Raw genomic sequence first — 15,521 nt, 5'->3', positions numbered from 1 at the left:
CTTTCCTGCTGATTCTGCTGCGCCTGCGCGCACCCCGCCAGGGCCTGGGTGGCAGTTGGAAGGGCGGTCTGGCGCTGTTCCTGTATGCCTGGCTGTTCTCGGTGGCCTATGTGCAGCTGGGTGCTGGGGTAGGGGCCTTGGTGCTGTTCGGCGCGGTGCAGATGACCATGTTCCTGTACGCCTGGATTCGTGGCGAGCGTTTCAGCGGGCGGGTGATGGGAGGCATGTTGATGGCCTTTGCCGGGTTGGTGCTGCTGCTGTTGCCGGGGGCTGCAGCGCCGCCTTTGGCGAGTTCGCTGGTGATGGCGTTGGCGGGAGTGGCCTGGGGCGCGTATTCGCTGCTGGGCAAGGGGTCGTTGCGGCCCTTGGCCGATACGGCGGGCAATTTTCTCTTCAGCTTGCCGTTGCTGCTGTTGCTGGCTGCGGGGCTGGTGGTTGGCGATGGGCCGGTGGTGGGGACGAGTGGAGTGCTCTATGCACTGGCCTCAGGTGTACTGGCATCGGGGGCGGGGTATGCGGTGTGGTATGGCGTGGTCAGGCAGGTCAGCGCACAGCAGGCGGCGACCATGCAGTTGAGTGTGCCAGTGATCGCTTCGCTGGGCGGGGTGTGGCTGTTGGGCGAAACGCTGTCGCTGCGCTTGCTGGTGGCCTCGGTGGTGGTGCTGGGCGGGGTAGGGCTGGCGCTCTCGGCACGGCGCGTGTAGGCGCGCTTGTTGGAGCACCGAACCCACAGGTATTCAGCATGCCTGTGGGCTCGGGTTGGCTTCAGCGATCAGGGCATTTCACCGCAATTGCCCTTGGCTCACTGGTTGCGCGTCACTCGCCAGATGGTGTTGGCCAGGTCGTCGGCGATGATCAGCGCACCCTTCGGATCCACCGTTACCCCCACCGGGCGGCCGCGGGTCTTGCCGTCGTCACCGCGGAAGCCGGTGGCGAAGTCGATTGGCTCGCCCGCTGGCTTGCCGTTGCTGAACGGCACGAAGATCACCTTGTAGCCGACAGGGTTCGGTCGGTTCCAACTGCCGTGTTCACCCACGAACACACCGTTGGCGAACTTTTCGCCCATCGCCGGCAGGGAGAAATCCACGCCCAGTGCGGCGACGTGCGAACCCAGGCTGTAGTCCGGCTTGATCGCCGCGGCGACCTTCTCCGGGTTCTGTGGTTGGGCACGAGTATCGACGTTCTGCCCCCAGTAGCTCCAGGGCCAACCGTAGAACGCCCCCTCGCGCACTGAGGTCAGGTAGTCCGGCACCAGGTCCGGCCCCAGCTCGTCACGTTCGTTGACCACCGCCCACAGTTGCCCCGAATCAGGCTGGATGGTCAGCGCCGTGGGGTTGCGCAGGCCGGTCGCGTAGGGCTTGTGGGCGCCGGTCTGGGCGTCGATCTGCCAGACCATCGCGCGGTCGATCTCCACTTCCATGCCACGCTCGGTGATGTTGCTGTTCGAGCCGATGCCCACGTACAGGTAGCGCCCGTCCTCGCTGATGGTCAGCGCCTTGGTCCAGTGGTGGTTGATCGCCGAGGGCAGCTCGGTGAGCGTGGTCGGCGGGCCGTCGGCCTTGGTCTGGCCTTCGGTGTAGTCGAAGCGCACCAGTGCGTCCTGGTTGGCCACGTACAACTTGCCATCCGCAAACGCCAGGCCGTAGGGGGCGTTGAGGTTGTCGGCGAACACCGTCTGCACTTCGTAGCGGCCGTCGCCATCGGCATCGCGCAGCAGGGTCAGGCGATTGCCGCTTTTGACCTGGGTGTTGCCCTTGGCCTTGATCTGGCTGGCGATCACGTCCTTGGGCTTGAGCTTGGCGGCATTGCCGCCCCGGCCTTCTGCCACGATGATGTCGCCGTTGGGCAGGATCAGCGTCTGGCGCGGGATCTTCAGGTCGGTGGCGATGGCCGTGATGCTGTAGCCCTCCGGCACCTTGGGTTTCTGCTCGCCCCACAGTGCGGGTTCGGCGATCTTCATGCTTGGCAGCAGGCCACGTTCGGGGGCCGGAAGTTTCGGGTCGGGGCCGCGGGCCTGGGTGGCCTCGCCTTCACCACCGCAGGCGGCCAGCAGCAGGCTCATGCTCAGGATCGACAGCGCAAGAGGTGTCTTCATGCTGCACCTCCCGAGCGCAGGTTGGTCAGGCCGACCCAGGTGGCGATGCAGGCCAGCACGCTGACGATCACCGACAGTACCAGCCCTGAGGGCATGACCGCCCAGGCGTCCTTGGCGTGTTCGAAGGCGTTGACTAGCCCCAGCAGCCAGGTCACCAGCAACAGCAGCACGTACAGCACCGGGCGACCGGCCTTGCGCTCGGCGCGCACCAGGTTGGCCAGTGCGAACAGCACGGCCAGGCCGCAGAACAGCAGGCCTCCGGCGATCAGCCAGGCGGCGAAATTGCTCCACTGGATCTGGAAGGTCTGGTAGTAGGCGATGTCGCTGATCAGTGCCCCGAGAAAAAGCGGCACGGTGCCGGCCAGCAGGGTCGCATGCAGCGGCCCGGGCGTGCACCGGTAGGGGTCGTGGACGGTCGTGGTCATGGCGGCTCCTTGTCGTTGGCGATGAAAGCCAGCGATTTTTTACGCTGGCTGCGCCTAGGGAAGGATCGCGCGGGTGGTCGGTTGGTTCAGTGCAATTTCGCGTTCAAGTATTTTGTTCGCGTACCAGCTGCCCGTTTCGGTCCAGGTGATAACGCTGAAGATCGCGCGCCAGGATCAAGCAGCCGTTGAAGTGGGCCTGGGCTTCGGCGTGAATGTCGTCGATGCACGGGCTGCGCCGTGGATCGCCCTGGTAGCGCGCGCTGAAGTGCGTGAGCACGAGATTCTTCACCCCGGCGGCCTGGGCGAAGCGCGCCACCGCCTCGGCACTGCTGTGTCCGAAGCTGACTCCGGTGCGTTCGATCAGTGGCTGGGTGAAGGTCGCTTCATGCACCAGTACATCCGCGCCCTTGGCAACCTCTGCCAACAGTTCGGGGCGATCGTTGTCGCCACAGACGATGATCCGTCGCGCCGGCCGAGAGGCGCGCAGGTAGTGCCGTGGATCGAGTGCGCGGCCCTCGTGAACCACGGCAATGCCCTTGGCCAGTTCGCCCCACAACGGGCCGCGCGGGATGCCGTCGGCCTCCAGGCGCTGGATGTCCAGGCGGGGCTCGGGGTTGATCTCGGTGAACACATAGCCACGGCTCGGCACCCGATGGGACAGCTCGACCGCATTGACCTGCAGGCTGGTGTTGCTCCAGGTGCCGAAGGTTTCGGCCGCGTGCAGGCGCAGCTCGAAGGGCAGGTAGGTGTCGCTGACCGAAAGGCTCAGGCGCACCCAGTCGTGCAGGGCAGTTGGCAGGATCAGCTCGAGGGGCTCGCTGCGCCCGGACATACCGGCGCTGGCCAGCAGGCCGGGCAGGCCGAAGCAGTGATCGCCATGTACGTGGGTGATGAAGATCGCGCGCAGGTCGCGGACCGATAACGGTGTGTGCAGGAGCTGGTGCTGGGTGGCCTCGCCGCAGTCGACCAGATACCAGCCGCTGCCGCTCGTGTCGATGACGGCCGTTGCGCTGACATTGCGCGCCTTGGTGGGCGCTCCGGCGCTGGTGCCCAGGAACAGCAGGTCCATATGAAATGCTTCCAGAGAGTGTCGGCCTATTCTAAGGCGCGACATCCTGGTGGGCACAACCCGCGTTGGGCGCTGTGTCAGGCAAAGCTGCCGGTCTGCACCGCGCCACTGCGCCGGTAATGGGCGAGCAGTACCCCGCGTGGCGTGCTCAAGGACTCCACCAGGCTCAGCGCTGCCGGTTGGGCGTTGTCTGCGAACAGCCGTTTGCCGTGCCCGAGCATTACCGGGTTGATCAACAGGCGCAGCTCGTCCACCAATCCGGCAGCCAACAGTTGCTGCACCAGTTCGGCGCTGCCTTGGGTGAGCAGTGCCGGGCCGTCCTGCTGCTTGAGCGCACGGACGGCCTGGATCACGTCGGCGCCCAGGGCGCGGCTGTTTTGCCAGTCGAGGCTGTCGGGGTGGTGGGTGGCGACGTACTTGGGCACCGTGTTGAACAGCTCGGCCATGGGCGCGTTGTCAGAGCCTGCGTCTACCTTGGGCCAGTAGCCGGCAAAGATGTCGTAGGTACGCCGCCCCAGCAGCAGCTCGAAAGGCTGGCTGAACAGCGCTTGCATGGCCTGGCCAAAGGTCTCGTCGGCATAGGGCACGAGCCAGCCGCCAAAACCGAAACCTTGGCTGGTGTCTTCCTGCGGGCCGCCAGGGGCCTGCATGACGCCGTCCAGGCTGACGAACGCGGCAACGATGAGTGTGCGCATGGGAATGTCCTCGCGAGGGGTGTTCGGGGCAGTGGAAGAATAGGTCACTGCGGTGCCTGAACATTGGTCGAACGGGCAAGACGCGAATCGACAGCCCATTCGTTACCAGCGGCGATCAGTCCCGCCTTTGGCATAAGCACGGCCATGCAGGTGCGTTATAGTCCGGCGCGTGAACCCTTTCCTCCACAGGAGTGCCGCCCGTGACCGAGTACACCGCGTTCAAGGTCGAACTGACCGACAACATCGCCCATGTACAGATCAATCGCCCGGAAAAAATCAACGCGATGAACGCGGCCTTCTGGGAGGAAATCGTCGAGATCTTCCAGTGGATCGACGACACCGAGGCGGTGCGGGCGGTGGTTGTCAGCGGCGCGGGCAAGCATTTTTCCTCGGGGATCGACCTGATGATGCTGGCCTCGCTGGCCGGCCAGATGGGCAAGGAAGCCGGCCGCAATGCGCGCCTGCTGCGCCGCACCATCCTGCGCCTGCAAAGCTCGTTCACGGCCGTCGACAAGTGCCGCAAGCCGGTACTGGCGGCGATTCAGGGCTATTGCATCGGCGGGGCCATCGACCTGGTGTCGGCCTGCGATATGCGCTATTGCAGCGCTGATGCGCAGTTCTCGATCAAGGAAATCGACATGGGCATGGCCGCCGATGTCGGCACCCTGCAACGTTTGCCACGTATCATCGGCGACGGCATGATGCGTGAGCTGGCCTACACCGGGCGTATGATCGACGCCACCGAGGCATTGCGCATCGGCCTGGTCAACCGGGTCTATGACGACCAGGCTGCATTGCTCGACGGTGTCTTTGCCATCGCCCGGGAAATTGCAGGAAAATCGCCCATCGCCGTGGCCGGCACCAAGGAAATGATCAGCTACATGCGCGACCATCGTATCGACGATGGCCTGCAGTACATCGCCACCTGGAACGCCGCCATGCTGCAGTCAGAAGACCTGCGGGTCGCGGTGGCGGCCCACATGAACAAACAGAAACCGACGTTCGCCGACTGACTTCCCGACGGCGCACGCGCTTGAAGGGATCCGAACATGTCAGCACGCTGGACTACCGCAGTACTCGACCCGCAGACCGCTGGCGGCCTGGCCGTCGCCCGCAGCCCTGCGGGGTTCCTGGTGGACGACAACGGTGCGTTGTTCCCGCGGGACTGGCTCAAGCGCCAGGAGCTGGACGTGCTCTGCGAGCACGGTATCGGTCATTTCGACGGCGAACCGGTGTTCCTCCTGGAGCTGCGCACTGCCAGCGAACTGCCGGGCATGAGCTGGCGCGGCCTGCGCCAGTTCATGCTCGAAGGCGACTTCGACACCTACAAGCTGCTGGGTTACGCCGCACAGATCGGCACCTGGGCGCGCGAGCATCGTTTCTGCGGCAGCTGCGGCCAGCCGATGACGCAGATTTGCTGGGAGCGGGCGATGCATTGCCAGGCCTGCGACCTGCGCAGCTACCCGCGCATCTCGCCCAGCATGATCGTGCTGGTGACCCGTGGCGACGAAATCCTGCTGGCGCGCTCGCCGCGCTTCGTCACCGGGGTGTACAGCACCCTGGCCGGGTTTGCCGAACCGGGCGAGTCGGCGGAGGATTGCCTGGTGCGCGAAGTGCGCGAGGAAGTGGCGGTGCAGGTCAAGAATATCCAGTACGTGGGCAGCCAGTGCTGGCCGTTCCCACATTCGATGATGCTGGGCTTCCACGCCGAGTACGCCGGCGGCGAGATCGTCATGCAGCCTGACGAGATCGAGGATGCCCAGTGGTTCAACGTGCACGACCTGCCGCCATTGCCCGCTGGGCGCTCCATCGCCCGCTACCTGATCGACCTGTACGTGGCGCGGCGTCTGGGGCTGGCAGAGCCGGTGCTGCCGACCTGATCAGGGCTGTTCCGCGTGCAACCACGACGGGGTTGTTATCGTGGTTAATCCAAATGAGGGCTGGGCCGCTCAGGCCTGGCCGAACCAGTGCTGCCAGGCCAGGCGCACGGTCAGCGCCAGCACCACGGTGATGAACACCGGGCGAATGAACTTGCTACCGCCGCTGATCGCCGTGCGGGCGCCGAAGAATGCACCGATCATCACCGACACGCCCATGGCCAGGCCGACGATGTAGTCCACTTGCCCGGAAATCACGAACACCGTCAGCGCCGCGATGTTGCTGACGAAGTTCATGCTGCGCGCCACACCACTGGCACGTACCAGGTCTATGGGGTAGAGCAGCAGTGTGCTTACCGTCCAGAACGCACCCGTGCCGGGGCCTGCTACGCCATCGTAGAAACCTAGGCTGAAACCCTGGGGGAACTGCCATTTTTTCCTGATCGGTGCATCGGCATCCAGCGGCGCCTTGGGGGTGCCGCCGAACAGCAGGTACACGCCACAGGCGAAGACGATCACCGGCAGCATCTTGTTCAGCCATTCGGCGGGCATGTAGTGCGCGATCACCGCGCCGATCAGCGCGCCACTCAGGGTGCCGACGATCGCCAGGCGCCACTGGGCCGGGTGGAACAGCTTGCGCCGGTAGTAGGTGAATCCGGCGGTGGCCGAGCCGAAGGTCGAGCTGAGCTTGTTGGTGCCCAGCACCAGGTGCGGCGGCATGCCGGCGGTGAGCAGGGCGGGGGTGGTGAGCAGGCCGCCGCCACCGGCAATGGCATCGATGAAACCGGCGACGAAGGCCACTGCGGCGAGGATCAGCAGGGTAAGCGGTTCTACGGTGAGTTCGAAGGGCATGGGACGGCTTTCAGGCTACAGGCGAGGGCGCGGCAAAAGGTCGCGCCAGAGGCTGCACATGGTAGCCCTCGGGGCGCGCCCTTGCCAGAGTCGCTAACGCGGGTATGTGCCTGGCGCTTGATCCACTTCTCGCTCAGCGTGGAGAGGAAATTGTGAAACACCACCTAGTATTTTTGCCAGTTCCGCCCCGTCAATGATTCGCCCACACTCGGCTGAAATCTCCCCGCCACGGACTCCGCCATGGAACAGCCTACACACACCCTTGCCGCTTCCACTTCGGAACCGTTGACCTTCCGGGTCACGCGCCAAGCACAGGAATCTTTCATTGCACCCACGGTGCTTGAGGCGGCCAACAACGGCACAGGGCCGCTAGACCCGATCGATGCCCTGAGAGGCGCGACCGTGCGGGTGAGGTATGACGGTATGCAAACCACCGATATTCTGGTCGTGGACTGGGATGGGGGGGCTACAGCCGCTAATTGGCAAAGCGCGCAGGAGGCCGGCAGCGTCGTTGGCTACGTCGATTTCCTCGTGCCGGTGAGCGTGGTGGCGGCCAGCCAGGGCAAAAGTGTCACGATCGTGTATGTCGTGCTGCGAAATGGGCAGCCTAGATCGTCCCAGCCGCTCGAGCTGGCGGTGGGGGAATTGGCCGTTGGCGAGCTGAACGAGCCGACCGTGCCCGAAGCCCCGGACAAAACGCTTGATCTCGCGGCATTTGCTGGTGATGCCAGAGTCGTGGTCCAGCCCTGGCCGCTAATCGCCCAAGGGCAGCGTTACTGGATCAAAGTCAGCGGTGAGTTGGAAAATGGTAGTGCTTACTTTTTCTACGTCGCACAAAACTTACCGGTGACAGAAGATGAAGAAAAAGCGGGTCTTGACAAGCCACTTTTGCGCGCCGAATTGGAAAAATTCAAAGATGGGGCAAACCTTGAGATAGAACTCAGCGTGGCATTCGATCATTTGACTCCGAGGCAGTTTCCTAACTTAACTATAGTTTTGCTTAAAGCAATTACAGTAATGGAAGACTTCAGGAGCTTTTCCGCTCAGCAACTGGTTGTTGGTAACCCCTTGACATCTGTAACTGGAGTCATCATAACTCCTGAAATTGTAACTTGTAAGCGTGATAAGTGCACGGCTCTGTGGATCGATTCAAGTGCCCCATTACATATGGCAGATGGTTCAATCATAAAATTCACCGCGGGAAATAGAGCCAGAACACTGACCGTAGGCTACCACTATCTCCATACTGTTGGGCACTACGTCGAACTATTTGGCGCTTCAGGCCGGATGGTAAGTTATACATTGCCTGCTTCTGGTTATGCTACGGTCGAGGTTGATATTCACTCCACCAACAATGCTCCGATATTGTTTGTAAGGGTTCGCAGTGTAAGGGAAGCTGGCGAAGATGATACGGGATTTCTTATCGATTATTTGATATGGCGCTAGTGTGGTGCTTCACAAGTAGCACTCATATTTTTCGGGCTGAAGCCCCAACTGTCCAGCCGACGCTCGCCAGTATATCCTCGGCTTTTCGATACCAGCGAAACAGTCGAGGGTTGGTGTTGTAAGTGGACAAGTAGTGGTCAATCGACTCCTCCAGATCCTTCACGCGGGTATGTGCCTGGCACTTGATCCACGTCTCGCTCAGCGTGGAGAGGAATTTGTGAAACACCACATTAGCCCTGCGCAAACAACTCGCTGATCACCCGGCGCAACCACACACTGCGTGGCGCCTGCTGGAAGCGTGCGTGCCAGAACTGCTTGAGGTCGTAGCAAGGGATCTCTACCGGCGGCTCGACGATCTGCACGTTCACGGTATCCAGGTACAGATTGGCCACGGTGCGTGGCAGCACCACTACCAGGTCGGATTGCTCGATGATCGAGGGCACGCTCATGTAGTGCGAGGTCTCGAGCACGATGTTGCGCTTGATCCCCGCTTCGTTCAGATGCGCCTCGAACATTTCCTGGCGGCGGCTGCCGTCGCGCACCTGCAGGTGCTCCATGCGGGCGAAATCCTCGAGCGCCAGGCGCTCGCGGGCCAGTGGGTGGCCGCGGCGCAGCATGCAGGTGAGGTCGTGGGAGAACAGCCGTTGCTGATAGATGTTGGGGGCCGTGAGGTCGGGGAAGTAACCCAGCACGGCATCGACCTTGCCGTCATGCAGGCTGTCGGTGAGCGCATCGGGTGCCAGGCTGAGCGTGCGCAGGCGAATGCGTGGCGCGAGCTGGCGCAGCTTCTGGAACAACGGTGGCAGGAACACCACCTCGCCGATCTCGCTCAGGCAGAACACGAACTCGTCTTCGGCGGTGGCAGGGTCGAAGGTTGGGCTGCTGAGGATGTCGCGGTCGATGATTTCGATGACTTCGCGGGTGCGCTCGATGATGCCCTGGGCCCGTGGCGTGGCCTCCATGCCGGCACCGGAGCGGATGAACAGCGGATCCTGCAGCGAATGGCGCAGACGGGCGAGGGCGGCGCTGGCGGCGGGCTGGCTGATGCCCAGCTGTTTCGCCGCAGCGGTGACGTTGCCGGTTTCGTAGACGGCTAGAAGGACGCGAAGCAGGTTGAGGTCGGTGCGCATCTCTATAACCAAATCAAATAGTGCGAATAAAGAGAATTAGCTTCTGCGATTAAGCGCCGGTTGCGAGGATGAGTCCAGACAAAAATAAAACCAAGGGACTCCACCCATGATCAACCTGCACGATATCCGCTACGTGCGCCTGGGTACCGCCAACCTGGACGATGCACGCCGCTACGCGACGCAGATCCTCGGTCTGCAGGTGGCCCGCGAGGCCAACGGTGCGGTGTATTTTCGCTCCGACAGCCGCGATCACACCCTGTGCTACTACGAGGGTGACCCGCGCGAAACCACAACCGCCTTCGAGGTCACCAGCAGCGACGAGCTGGAGCACGCCGCCGTGCTGCTCGAACGCAATGCCTTCAGCGTGGTGCACGGCTCGCGTGAAGACGCCGAGGTGCGCCACGTCAACGAGCTGATCCGTTTCAAGGACCCCAGCGGCAACAACATCGAACTGGTGTTGCGCCCCCACGCCAGCGGTAGCCGCTACTTCCCCAGCCGCGACGCTGGCATCACCGGCTTCAGCCATATCGGACTGCGCACCACCGACGCCCGCCGCGACGAGGATTTCTGGACCCGCCTGGCCAACGCACGGGTCAGCGATCGCATCGGTGAGGCGCCGCTGCTGCGCATCGACGAGGTGCATCACAAGATCGCGCTGTTCCCCTCCAGCCACGCCGGGGTGCAGCACATCAACCACCAGGTCGAGAGCATCGACGACCTGATGCGCGCGTACTACTTCCTGCGTGAGCGCAACATCAAGATCCTCTTCGGCCCGGGTCGGCATCCGACTTCGGGTGCGGTGTTCCTGTACTTCGAAGGGCCGGACGGCATGACCTACGAGTATTCCACCGGGGTCAGCCACATCCGCGCCGAAGACGACTCCAGCCACCAGCCACGGCAGTTCCCCGGCGTATCGTCGTCGTACTGCGCCTGGGGTTCGAAACCCGATATCCCGGAGTTCAAGGCATGAGCGGCCAGCCGATTGCCAGCCAGGCGCAGCAACGCCAGGTACGCATGGCGGCCCGCGCGCTGGGCCGCGCCGGCCTGGCGCATGCCTACGGGCATTGCAGCCTGCGCCTGGACGCCGAGTACTTCCTGGTCTGTGCAGCGCGCCCGATGGGCCTGATCGGCGTGGGCGAGCCGGGCACCGTGGTGCCGGTCCATGGGCCGCTGCCAGACGGTGTGCTGGGCGAGGTGCGTATCCACCAGCAGCTCTACCGCCGCCGCGCCGACCTGGGCGCAGTGATCCGCAGCATGCCGGCGCAGGTGATGGCGCTGTCCTGCGCCGGTCTCACGCCACTGCCGCGGCACGGCATGGGCAGTTACTTCCAACCGTCGATCCCGCTGTGGGACGACGTCCAGTTGCTGCGTGACGATGCCCAGGCCAGCGCGCTGGCTGAGCTGTTCGGCCAAGGCAAGGCCCTGGCCATGCGCGGCAACGGTGCCATCGTCGCCGGCGATTCGTTGGTCGAGGCCCTGACCCTGACCTGGTACCTGGAGGATGCCGCGCGCATCGAGCTGCAACTGCAGGCCGCAGGCCTGGCCGAGCGCGGCCCGTTGCTCGATGCCCAGGCCTGCGCGCAACGCGCCACCCGTGGCGGGCGGATCTACGAGCGGATGTGGGAATACCTCACTGCCGGCGATCCGGAAGCCAGCGACACCGTATTCGAATAAAAAACAGAGGACTACCGATCATGCCTGCGCAAGCGTTCCGTCATTTCATCAATGGCGAGTGGGTCTCCAGTGCCCGCACCTTCGAAAACCGCAACCCTGCCGATAACAGTGTCATCGGCCTCGTCCACGAAGCGGGGCAGGCCGAAGTCGATGCCGCCGTGGCCGCTGCCCGTGCCGCCCTCAAAGGCCCTTGGGGGGCGATGACGGTCGCCCAGCGTACTGCGCTGCTGCACAAGGTCGCCGAGGGCATCGAGCGTCGCCACGCCGAGTTCGTCGCGGCCGAAGTGGCCGACACCGGCAAGCCCGCACACCTGGCCGGGCACCTCGACATTCCGCGCGGCGCGGCCAACTTCAAGGTGTTCGCCGACCTGATCCGCAACGTACCGACCGAAAGCTTCGTGATGGACACCCCGGACGGCGGCAAGGCGGTCAACTACGCCGTGCGAGCACCGCGCGGGGTGATCGGCGTGGTCTGCCCGTGGAACCTGCCGCTGCTGCTGATGACCTGGAAGGTCGGCCCGGCCCTGGCCTGCGGCAACACCGTGGTGGTCAAGCCGTCCGAGGAAACCCCGGCCACTGCCACGTTGCTGGGCGAGGTGATGAACGAGGCCGGTGTGCCGCCGGGCGTATACAACGTGGTGCATGGCTTTGGCGCCGATTCGGCGGGGGCCTTCCTGACCTCGCACCCGGATGTCGATGGCGTGACCTTTACCGGCGAGACCGGGACTGGCGAGGTCATCATGAAGGCTGCGGCCAAGGGCATTCGCCCGGTCTCGCTGGAGCTGGGCGGCAAGAACGCCGGTATCGTCTTTGCCGATGCCGACCTTGAGAAAGCGGTCAAGGGGCTGGGGCGCGCAGTGTTCGAGAACAGTGGGCAGGTGTGCCTGGGGACTGAACGCATCTACGTGCAGCGGCCAGTGTTCGAGCGCTTCGTCGAGGCCTTCAAGGCGCACGCCGCGAGCATCGTGGTGGGCGATCCGAACGCCCATGGCACCACCATGGGGCCGCTGATTTCCCTCGGCCATCGCGAGAAGGTGCTGTCCTACGCCCGCCAGGCTGTCGACGATGGCGCCACCGTGGTGTGCGGCGGCGGCATTCCCCAGGTGCCGGCGCACCTGGCCGAAGGCGCCTGGTTCGAACCGACCATCTGGACCGGCTTGCCGGAAACCTCCGCGGTGATCCGCGAAGAGATCTTCGGCCCCTGCTGCCACATCGCGCCGTTCGACACCGAAGAAGAGGCCGTGGCCCTGGCCAACGACACCCCTTACGGGCTGGCTGCCAGTGTCTGGACCCGCGACCTGCAGGTCGCCCACCGCTTGGGCAGCGCGCTGGATGTCGGCATCTGCTGGATCAACGCGTGGTTCCTGCGCGATCTGCGTACCGCCTTCGGCGGCGCCAAGCAGTCGGGCATCGGCCGTGAGGGAGGCGTGCACTCGCTGGAGTTCTACACCGAATTGCGCAACGTCTGCGTCCGCCTGTGAGGGGCACACCATGAACCTGAACGATATCCAGCGCGCTGGCCAGCAACTGCACCAGGCCCTGGCGTGTGGCCAGGCCCTGGCGCCGCTGACCGAAACCCACCCCGACATCACCCTGGAGCAGGCCTACCAGGTGCAGTTGGCGATGATCCAGCCGCGCCTGGACGCGGGCGAGCGGGTGCTGGGCAAGAAGATTGGCGTCACCAGTCAAGTGGTGATGAACATGCTCGGCGTCGACCAGCCAGACTTCGGTCACCTGCTCAGCGACATGCTCCACGCCGATGGCGCGGCCATCGCTATCGACGGCCTCATCGCGCCCAAAGCCGAGGGTGAGATTGCCTTCGTGCTCAAGGAGTCTCTGCAGGGCCCGGGCGTCACCGTGGCCGATGTGCTGCGCGCCACGGCCTATGTGATGCCGTGCTTCGAGATCGTCGACTCGCGCATTCGCGACTGGAAGATCCGCATCCAGGACACCGTCGCCGACAACGCCTCGGCCGCTGCCTTCGTGCTGGGGGACCGCGGTGTCGATCCGCGTGACGTGGACCTGGCCTGTGTCGGCATGACCCTGGAAAAGAACGGCGAGATCGTCGCCACCGGCGCCGGTGCCGCCGCGCTTGGCCATCCGGCCAACGCCGTGGCCTGGTTGGCCAACACCCTCGGCCGCCTCGGCATCGCGCTGAACAAGGGCGAGGTGATTCTCTCCGGTTCGCTGGCGGCCATGGTGCCGGTGCAGGCCGGCGACCAACTGCGTATCAGCCTCGGCGGCATCGGCTCGGCCGCTGTTCGCTTTGTTTGAAGGAAAATCCCTATGAACCTGTCCCAAGCCACCATCGCCCAACTGGCCGAACACCTGGAAAACGCCGAACTCAAGCGTGAGGCGGTGGCCAAGATCACCGACGCCCACCCCGACATGGACTGGGACGACGCCTATGCCATCCAGGACGCCATCCGCGCCCGCAAGCAGGCTCGTGGCGTACGTATCGCCGGCCTGAAGATGGGCCTGACCTCGTTCGCCAAGATGAAGCAGATGGGCGTCACCGATCCGATCCACGGCTTTCTCACCGACTACGGCTCGAGCCTCGACGGCGCGGCCATCGATGTCGACAGCCTGATCCACCCCAAGGTCGAGGCCGAGATCGCCTTCGTCCTCAAGCACCCGCTCAAGGGGCCGGGTGTGCATGTTGGCGACGTGCTGGCGGCCACCGATTTCATCGTGCCGGCGGTCGAAGTGATCGATTCGCGCTACGAGAACTTCCGTTTCGACCTCAAGAGCGTGATTGCCGACAACACCTCTTCGGCACGTTTCGTCACGGGCGGGCGCATGTCCGGGGTCGAGGGCATCGACCTCAAGTGCCTGGGCGTGGTGCTGGAAAAGAACGGCGAAGTGGTCGCCACCGGAGCCGGTGCCGCGGTGCTCGGGCACCCGGCGCAGAGCGTGGCGATGCTCGCCAACATGCTCGGCGCCAAGGGCCGCGAGCTGCCGGCGGGTACCTTCATCATGACCGGCGGCATCACCGAGGCCATTGCAGTGCAGGCGGGCGACAACGTCACCGTGCGCTACCAGCATCTGGGCAGCGTGTCGATGCGCTTCACCTCGTCCGGCCAACGCTGACAGGAGTACCTGACATGCCTATTGCCATCATCCATATCGCCGAAGGCCGCACCCCCGAGAAGAAGCGCGCGCTGCTGGACAAGGTCACCCTGGCTATCGCCGACAGCCTCGAAGTGCCGATCGAGAGCGTGCGCGTCCTGTTGCAGGAAATCCCCGAGACCCAGTGGGCCGCCGGTGGCCAGACCCTCGCCGAACGCCGTGCCAAAGCCTGAACACAGGACCACGACAATGAACGACAAGATCAGCGTTGCCATCATCGGTTCGGGCAATATCGGCACCGACCTGATGATCAAGATCCTGCGCAACGGCCAGCACCTGAAGATGGGCGCCATGGTCGGCATCGACCCGGCCTCCGATGGCCTGGCGCGGGCCGAACGCCTGGGCGTGGCGACCACCGCCAAGGGTGTCGAAGGCCTGCTGGCGCTGCCGGGTTTCAAGGATATCCGTATCGTCTTCGACGCCACCAGCGCCGGTGCCCACGGTCGCCACAACGCGTTGTTGCAGGAGCACCGGGTCAAGGTCATCGACCTGACGCCCGCCGCCATCGGCCCGTTCACCATTCCGGCGATCAACCTGGATGCCGAACTGGCCGCGCCGAACATCAACATGGTCACCTGCGGCGGCCAGGCCACCATACCGATCGTCGCTGCGGTGTCGCGCGTGGCCAAGGTGCATTACGGTGAAATCGTCGCCTCGATCAGCAGCAAGTCGGCAGGCCCCGGCACCCGCGCCAATATCGACGAATTCACCGAGACCACTTCCCATGCCATCGAGAAACTCGGCGGGGCACAGAAGGGCAAGGCGATCATCGTCCTCAATCCGGCCGAGCCGCCGCTGATGATGCGCGACACCGTGTTCGTGTTGTCGGAGCCGGCAGATCAGGCGGCGGTCGAGCGCTCGATCCTGGCGATGGTCGAGGCCGTGCAGGCCTACGTGCCCGGCTATCGCCTCAAGCAGCAGGTGCAGTTCGAGGTGATCCCGGCAGACCAGCCGGTGAATGTTCCGGGGCTGGGGCTGCGCAGCGGCCTGAAGACTTCGGTGTTTCTCGAGGTCGAGGGCGCCGCGCACTACCTGCCGGCCTACGCCGGCAACCTGGACATCATGACCTCGGCGGCCGTGGCCTGTGCCGAGCGCATCGCCGCTACCCAGTTCGTGGAGGGCTGAACAC

The 15,521-nt window shown here is 64.3% G+C and carries 17 protein-coding genes; 11 read left to right on the top strand and 6 right to left on the bottom strand.

The features are described 5' to 3' along the window. The coding region (locus VA602_RS04345; RefSeq protein ID WP_323452586.1) for a DMT family transporter at window positions 1-704 on the top strand (704 nt) is incomplete at its 5' end. Window positions 705-802: 98 nt separating this feature from the next. On the opposite strand, the gene VA602_RS04340 is transcribed toward VA602_RS04345, so the two are convergent. The 4 genes from VA602_RS04340 to VA602_RS04325 form a co-directional block, all read right to left on the bottom strand. Continuing rightward, window positions 803-2,095, bottom strand: coding sequence for a PQQ-dependent sugar dehydrogenase (locus VA602_RS04340; RefSeq protein WP_323452585.1), 1,293 nt, complete (start codon window positions 2,093-2,095; stop codon window positions 803-805). Continuing rightward, entirely contained in the window at window positions 2,092-2,520 is a 429-nt protein-coding gene (locus tag VA602_RS04335) for a DUF2231 domain-containing protein (protein ID WP_323452584.1), read from the bottom strand. Before VA602_RS04335 ends, VA602_RS04340 begins: the two co-directional genes overlap by 4 nt. Window positions 2,521-2,623: 103 nt before the next feature. After that, a complete protein-coding gene (locus VA602_RS04330; protein WP_323452583.1) occupies window positions 2,624-3,589 on the bottom strand; it encodes an MBL fold metallo-hydrolase in 966 nt (321 codons plus the stop codon). Between the two features lie 77 nt (window positions 3,590-3,666). Then, a complete protein-coding gene (locus tag VA602_RS04325) occupies window positions 3,667-4,284 on the bottom strand; it encodes a dihydrofolate reductase family protein (RefSeq protein WP_323452582.1) in 618 nt (205 codons plus the stop codon). 200 nt (window positions 4,285-4,484) lie between these two features. Here VA602_RS04325 and VA602_RS04320 point away from each other — a divergent pair, with 200 nt between their 5' ends. Together VA602_RS04320 and nudC are read left to right on the top strand one after the other, a co-directional pair. After that, a complete protein-coding gene (locus tag VA602_RS04320) occupies window positions 4,485-5,297 on the top strand; it encodes a crotonase/enoyl-CoA hydratase family protein (RefSeq protein ID WP_323452581.1) in 813 nt (270 codons plus the stop codon). Window positions 5,298-5,333: 36 nt separating this feature from the next. Then, on the top strand, window positions 5,334-6,164 hold the full coding sequence (gene nudC, locus VA602_RS04315; RefSeq protein WP_323452580.1) for an NAD(+) diphosphatase: 831 nt from the start codon (window positions 5,334-5,336) through the stop codon (window positions 6,162-6,164). Between the two features lie 69 nt (window positions 6,165-6,233). On the opposite strand, the gene VA602_RS04310 is transcribed toward nudC, so the two are convergent. Next, window positions 6,234-7,013, bottom strand: coding sequence for a TSUP family transporter (locus VA602_RS04310; protein WP_112898686.1), 780 nt, complete (start codon window positions 7,011-7,013; stop codon window positions 6,234-6,236). A gap of 240 nt (window positions 7,014-7,253) precedes the next feature. On the opposite strand from VA602_RS04310, the gene VA602_RS04305 reads away from it, so the two are divergent. Continuing rightward, entirely contained in the window at window positions 7,254-8,459 is a 1,206-nt protein-coding gene (locus VA602_RS04305; RefSeq protein WP_323452579.1) for a hypothetical protein, read from the top strand. A gap of 230 nt (window positions 8,460-8,689) precedes the next feature. Here VA602_RS04305 and VA602_RS04295 read toward each other — a convergent pair whose 3' ends face one another. Then, complete coding sequence (locus VA602_RS04295; RefSeq protein ID WP_063545475.1) at window positions 8,690-9,589, bottom strand: LysR family transcriptional regulator; 900 nt, start codon at window positions 9,587-9,589, stop codon at window positions 8,690-8,692. A gap of 106 nt (window positions 9,590-9,695) precedes the next feature. On the opposite strand from VA602_RS04295, the gene VA602_RS04290 reads away from it, so the two are divergent. Genes VA602_RS04290 through VA602_RS04260 form a run of 7 tightly spaced genes read left to right on the top strand, consistent with a single transcriptional unit; the run spans window position 9,696 to window position 15,517 of the window. After that, the gene (locus VA602_RS04290) at window positions 9,696-10,559 is read left to right on the top strand and encodes a VOC family protein (protein WP_112898684.1); all 864 of its coding nucleotides are present in this window, start codon (window positions 9,696-9,698) and stop codon (window positions 10,557-10,559) included. Further along, window positions 10,556-11,263, top strand: a complete 708-nt coding sequence (locus VA602_RS04285) for a class II aldolase/adducin family protein (RefSeq protein ID WP_054892128.1) — start codon at window positions 10,556-10,558, stop codon at window positions 11,261-11,263. Before VA602_RS04290 ends, VA602_RS04285 begins: the two co-directional genes overlap by 4 nt. A 20-nt stretch (window positions 11,264-11,283) precedes the next feature. Next, on the top strand, window positions 11,284-12,744 hold the full coding sequence (locus VA602_RS04280; RefSeq protein ID WP_323452578.1) for a 2-hydroxymuconic semialdehyde dehydrogenase: 1,461 nt from the start codon (window positions 11,284-11,286) through the stop codon (window positions 12,742-12,744). Between the two features lie 10 nt (window positions 12,745-12,754). After that, window positions 12,755-13,537, top strand: coding sequence for a 2-oxopent-4-enoate hydratase (gene dmpE, locus VA602_RS04275; protein ID WP_065861828.1), 783 nt, complete (start codon window positions 12,755-12,757; stop codon window positions 13,535-13,537). Between the two features lie 12 nt (window positions 13,538-13,549). Next, window positions 13,550-14,353, top strand: a complete 804-nt coding sequence (gene dmpH, locus VA602_RS04270; protein WP_112898682.1) for a 2-oxo-3-hexenedioate decarboxylase — start codon at window positions 13,550-13,552, stop codon at window positions 14,351-14,353. Between the two features lie 14 nt (window positions 14,354-14,367). Further along, on the top strand, window positions 14,368-14,565 hold the full coding sequence (locus tag VA602_RS04265) for a tautomerase family protein (protein ID WP_323452577.1): 198 nt from the start codon (window positions 14,368-14,370) through the stop codon (window positions 14,563-14,565). A gap of 16 nt (window positions 14,566-14,581) precedes the next feature. Then, window positions 14,582-15,517: an acetaldehyde dehydrogenase (acetylating) gene (locus VA602_RS04260; RefSeq protein ID WP_323452576.1), complete on the top strand. Its 936-nt coding sequence runs from the start codon at window positions 14,582-14,584 to the stop codon at window positions 15,515-15,517. Window positions 15,518-15,521 lie beyond the last annotated feature (4 nt).

It is taken from the genome of Pseudomonas machongensis, from assembly GCF_034961125.1.
GTDB classification, from domain to species: Bacteria; Pseudomonadota; Gammaproteobacteria; order Pseudomonadales; family Pseudomonadaceae; genus Aquipseudomonas; species Aquipseudomonas machongensis.
This window is presented reverse-complemented; position numbering and strand designations above follow the sequence as displayed.

Bases quoted from the DNA above. Each gene is read 5' to 3' on its own strand.
- VA602_RS04340 (WP_323452585.1), bottom strand. From the start codon at position 2,095: ATGAAGACACCTCTTGCGCTGTCGATCCTGAGCATGAGCCTGCTGCTG.
- VA602_RS04335 (WP_323452584.1), bottom strand. From the start codon at position 2,520: ATGACCACGACCGTCCACGACCCCTACCGGTGCACGCCCGGGCCGCTG.
- VA602_RS04330 (WP_323452583.1), bottom strand. From the start codon at position 3,589: ATGGACCTGCTGTTCCTGGGCACCAGCGCCGGAGCGCCCACCAAGGCG.
- VA602_RS04325 (WP_323452582.1), bottom strand. From the start codon at position 4,284: ATGCGCACACTCATCGTTGCCGCGTTCGTCAGCCTGGACGGCGTCATG.
- nudC (WP_323452580.1), top strand. From the start codon at position 5,334: ATGTCAGCACGCTGGACTACCGCAGTACTCGACCCGCAGACCGCTGGC.
- VA602_RS04310 (WP_112898686.1), bottom strand. From the start codon at position 7,013: ATGCCCTTCGAACTCACCGTAGAACCGCTTACCCTGCTGATCCTCGCC.
- VA602_RS04305 (WP_323452579.1), top strand. From the start codon at position 7,254: ATGGAACAGCCTACACACACCCTTGCCGCTTCCACTTCGGAACCGTTG.
- VA602_RS04295 (WP_063545475.1), bottom strand. From the start codon at position 9,589: ATGCGCACCGACCTCAACCTGCTTCGCGTCCTTCTAGCCGTCTACGAA.
- VA602_RS04290 (WP_112898684.1), top strand. From the start codon at position 9,696: ATGATCAACCTGCACGATATCCGCTACGTGCGCCTGGGTACCGCCAAC.
- VA602_RS04285 (WP_054892128.1), top strand. From the start codon at position 10,556: ATGAGCGGCCAGCCGATTGCCAGCCAGGCGCAGCAACGCCAGGTACGC.
- VA602_RS04280 (WP_323452578.1), top strand. From the start codon at position 11,284: ATGCCTGCGCAAGCGTTCCGTCATTTCATCAATGGCGAGTGGGTCTCC.
- dmpE (WP_065861828.1), top strand. From the start codon at position 12,755: ATGAACCTGAACGATATCCAGCGCGCTGGCCAGCAACTGCACCAGGCC.
- dmpH (WP_112898682.1), top strand. From the start codon at position 13,550: ATGAACCTGTCCCAAGCCACCATCGCCCAACTGGCCGAACACCTGGAA.
- VA602_RS04265 (WP_323452577.1), top strand. From the start codon at position 14,368: ATGCCTATTGCCATCATCCATATCGCCGAAGGCCGCACCCCCGAGAAG.
- VA602_RS04260 (WP_323452576.1), top strand. From the start codon at position 14,582: ATGAACGACAAGATCAGCGTTGCCATCATCGGTTCGGGCAATATCGGC.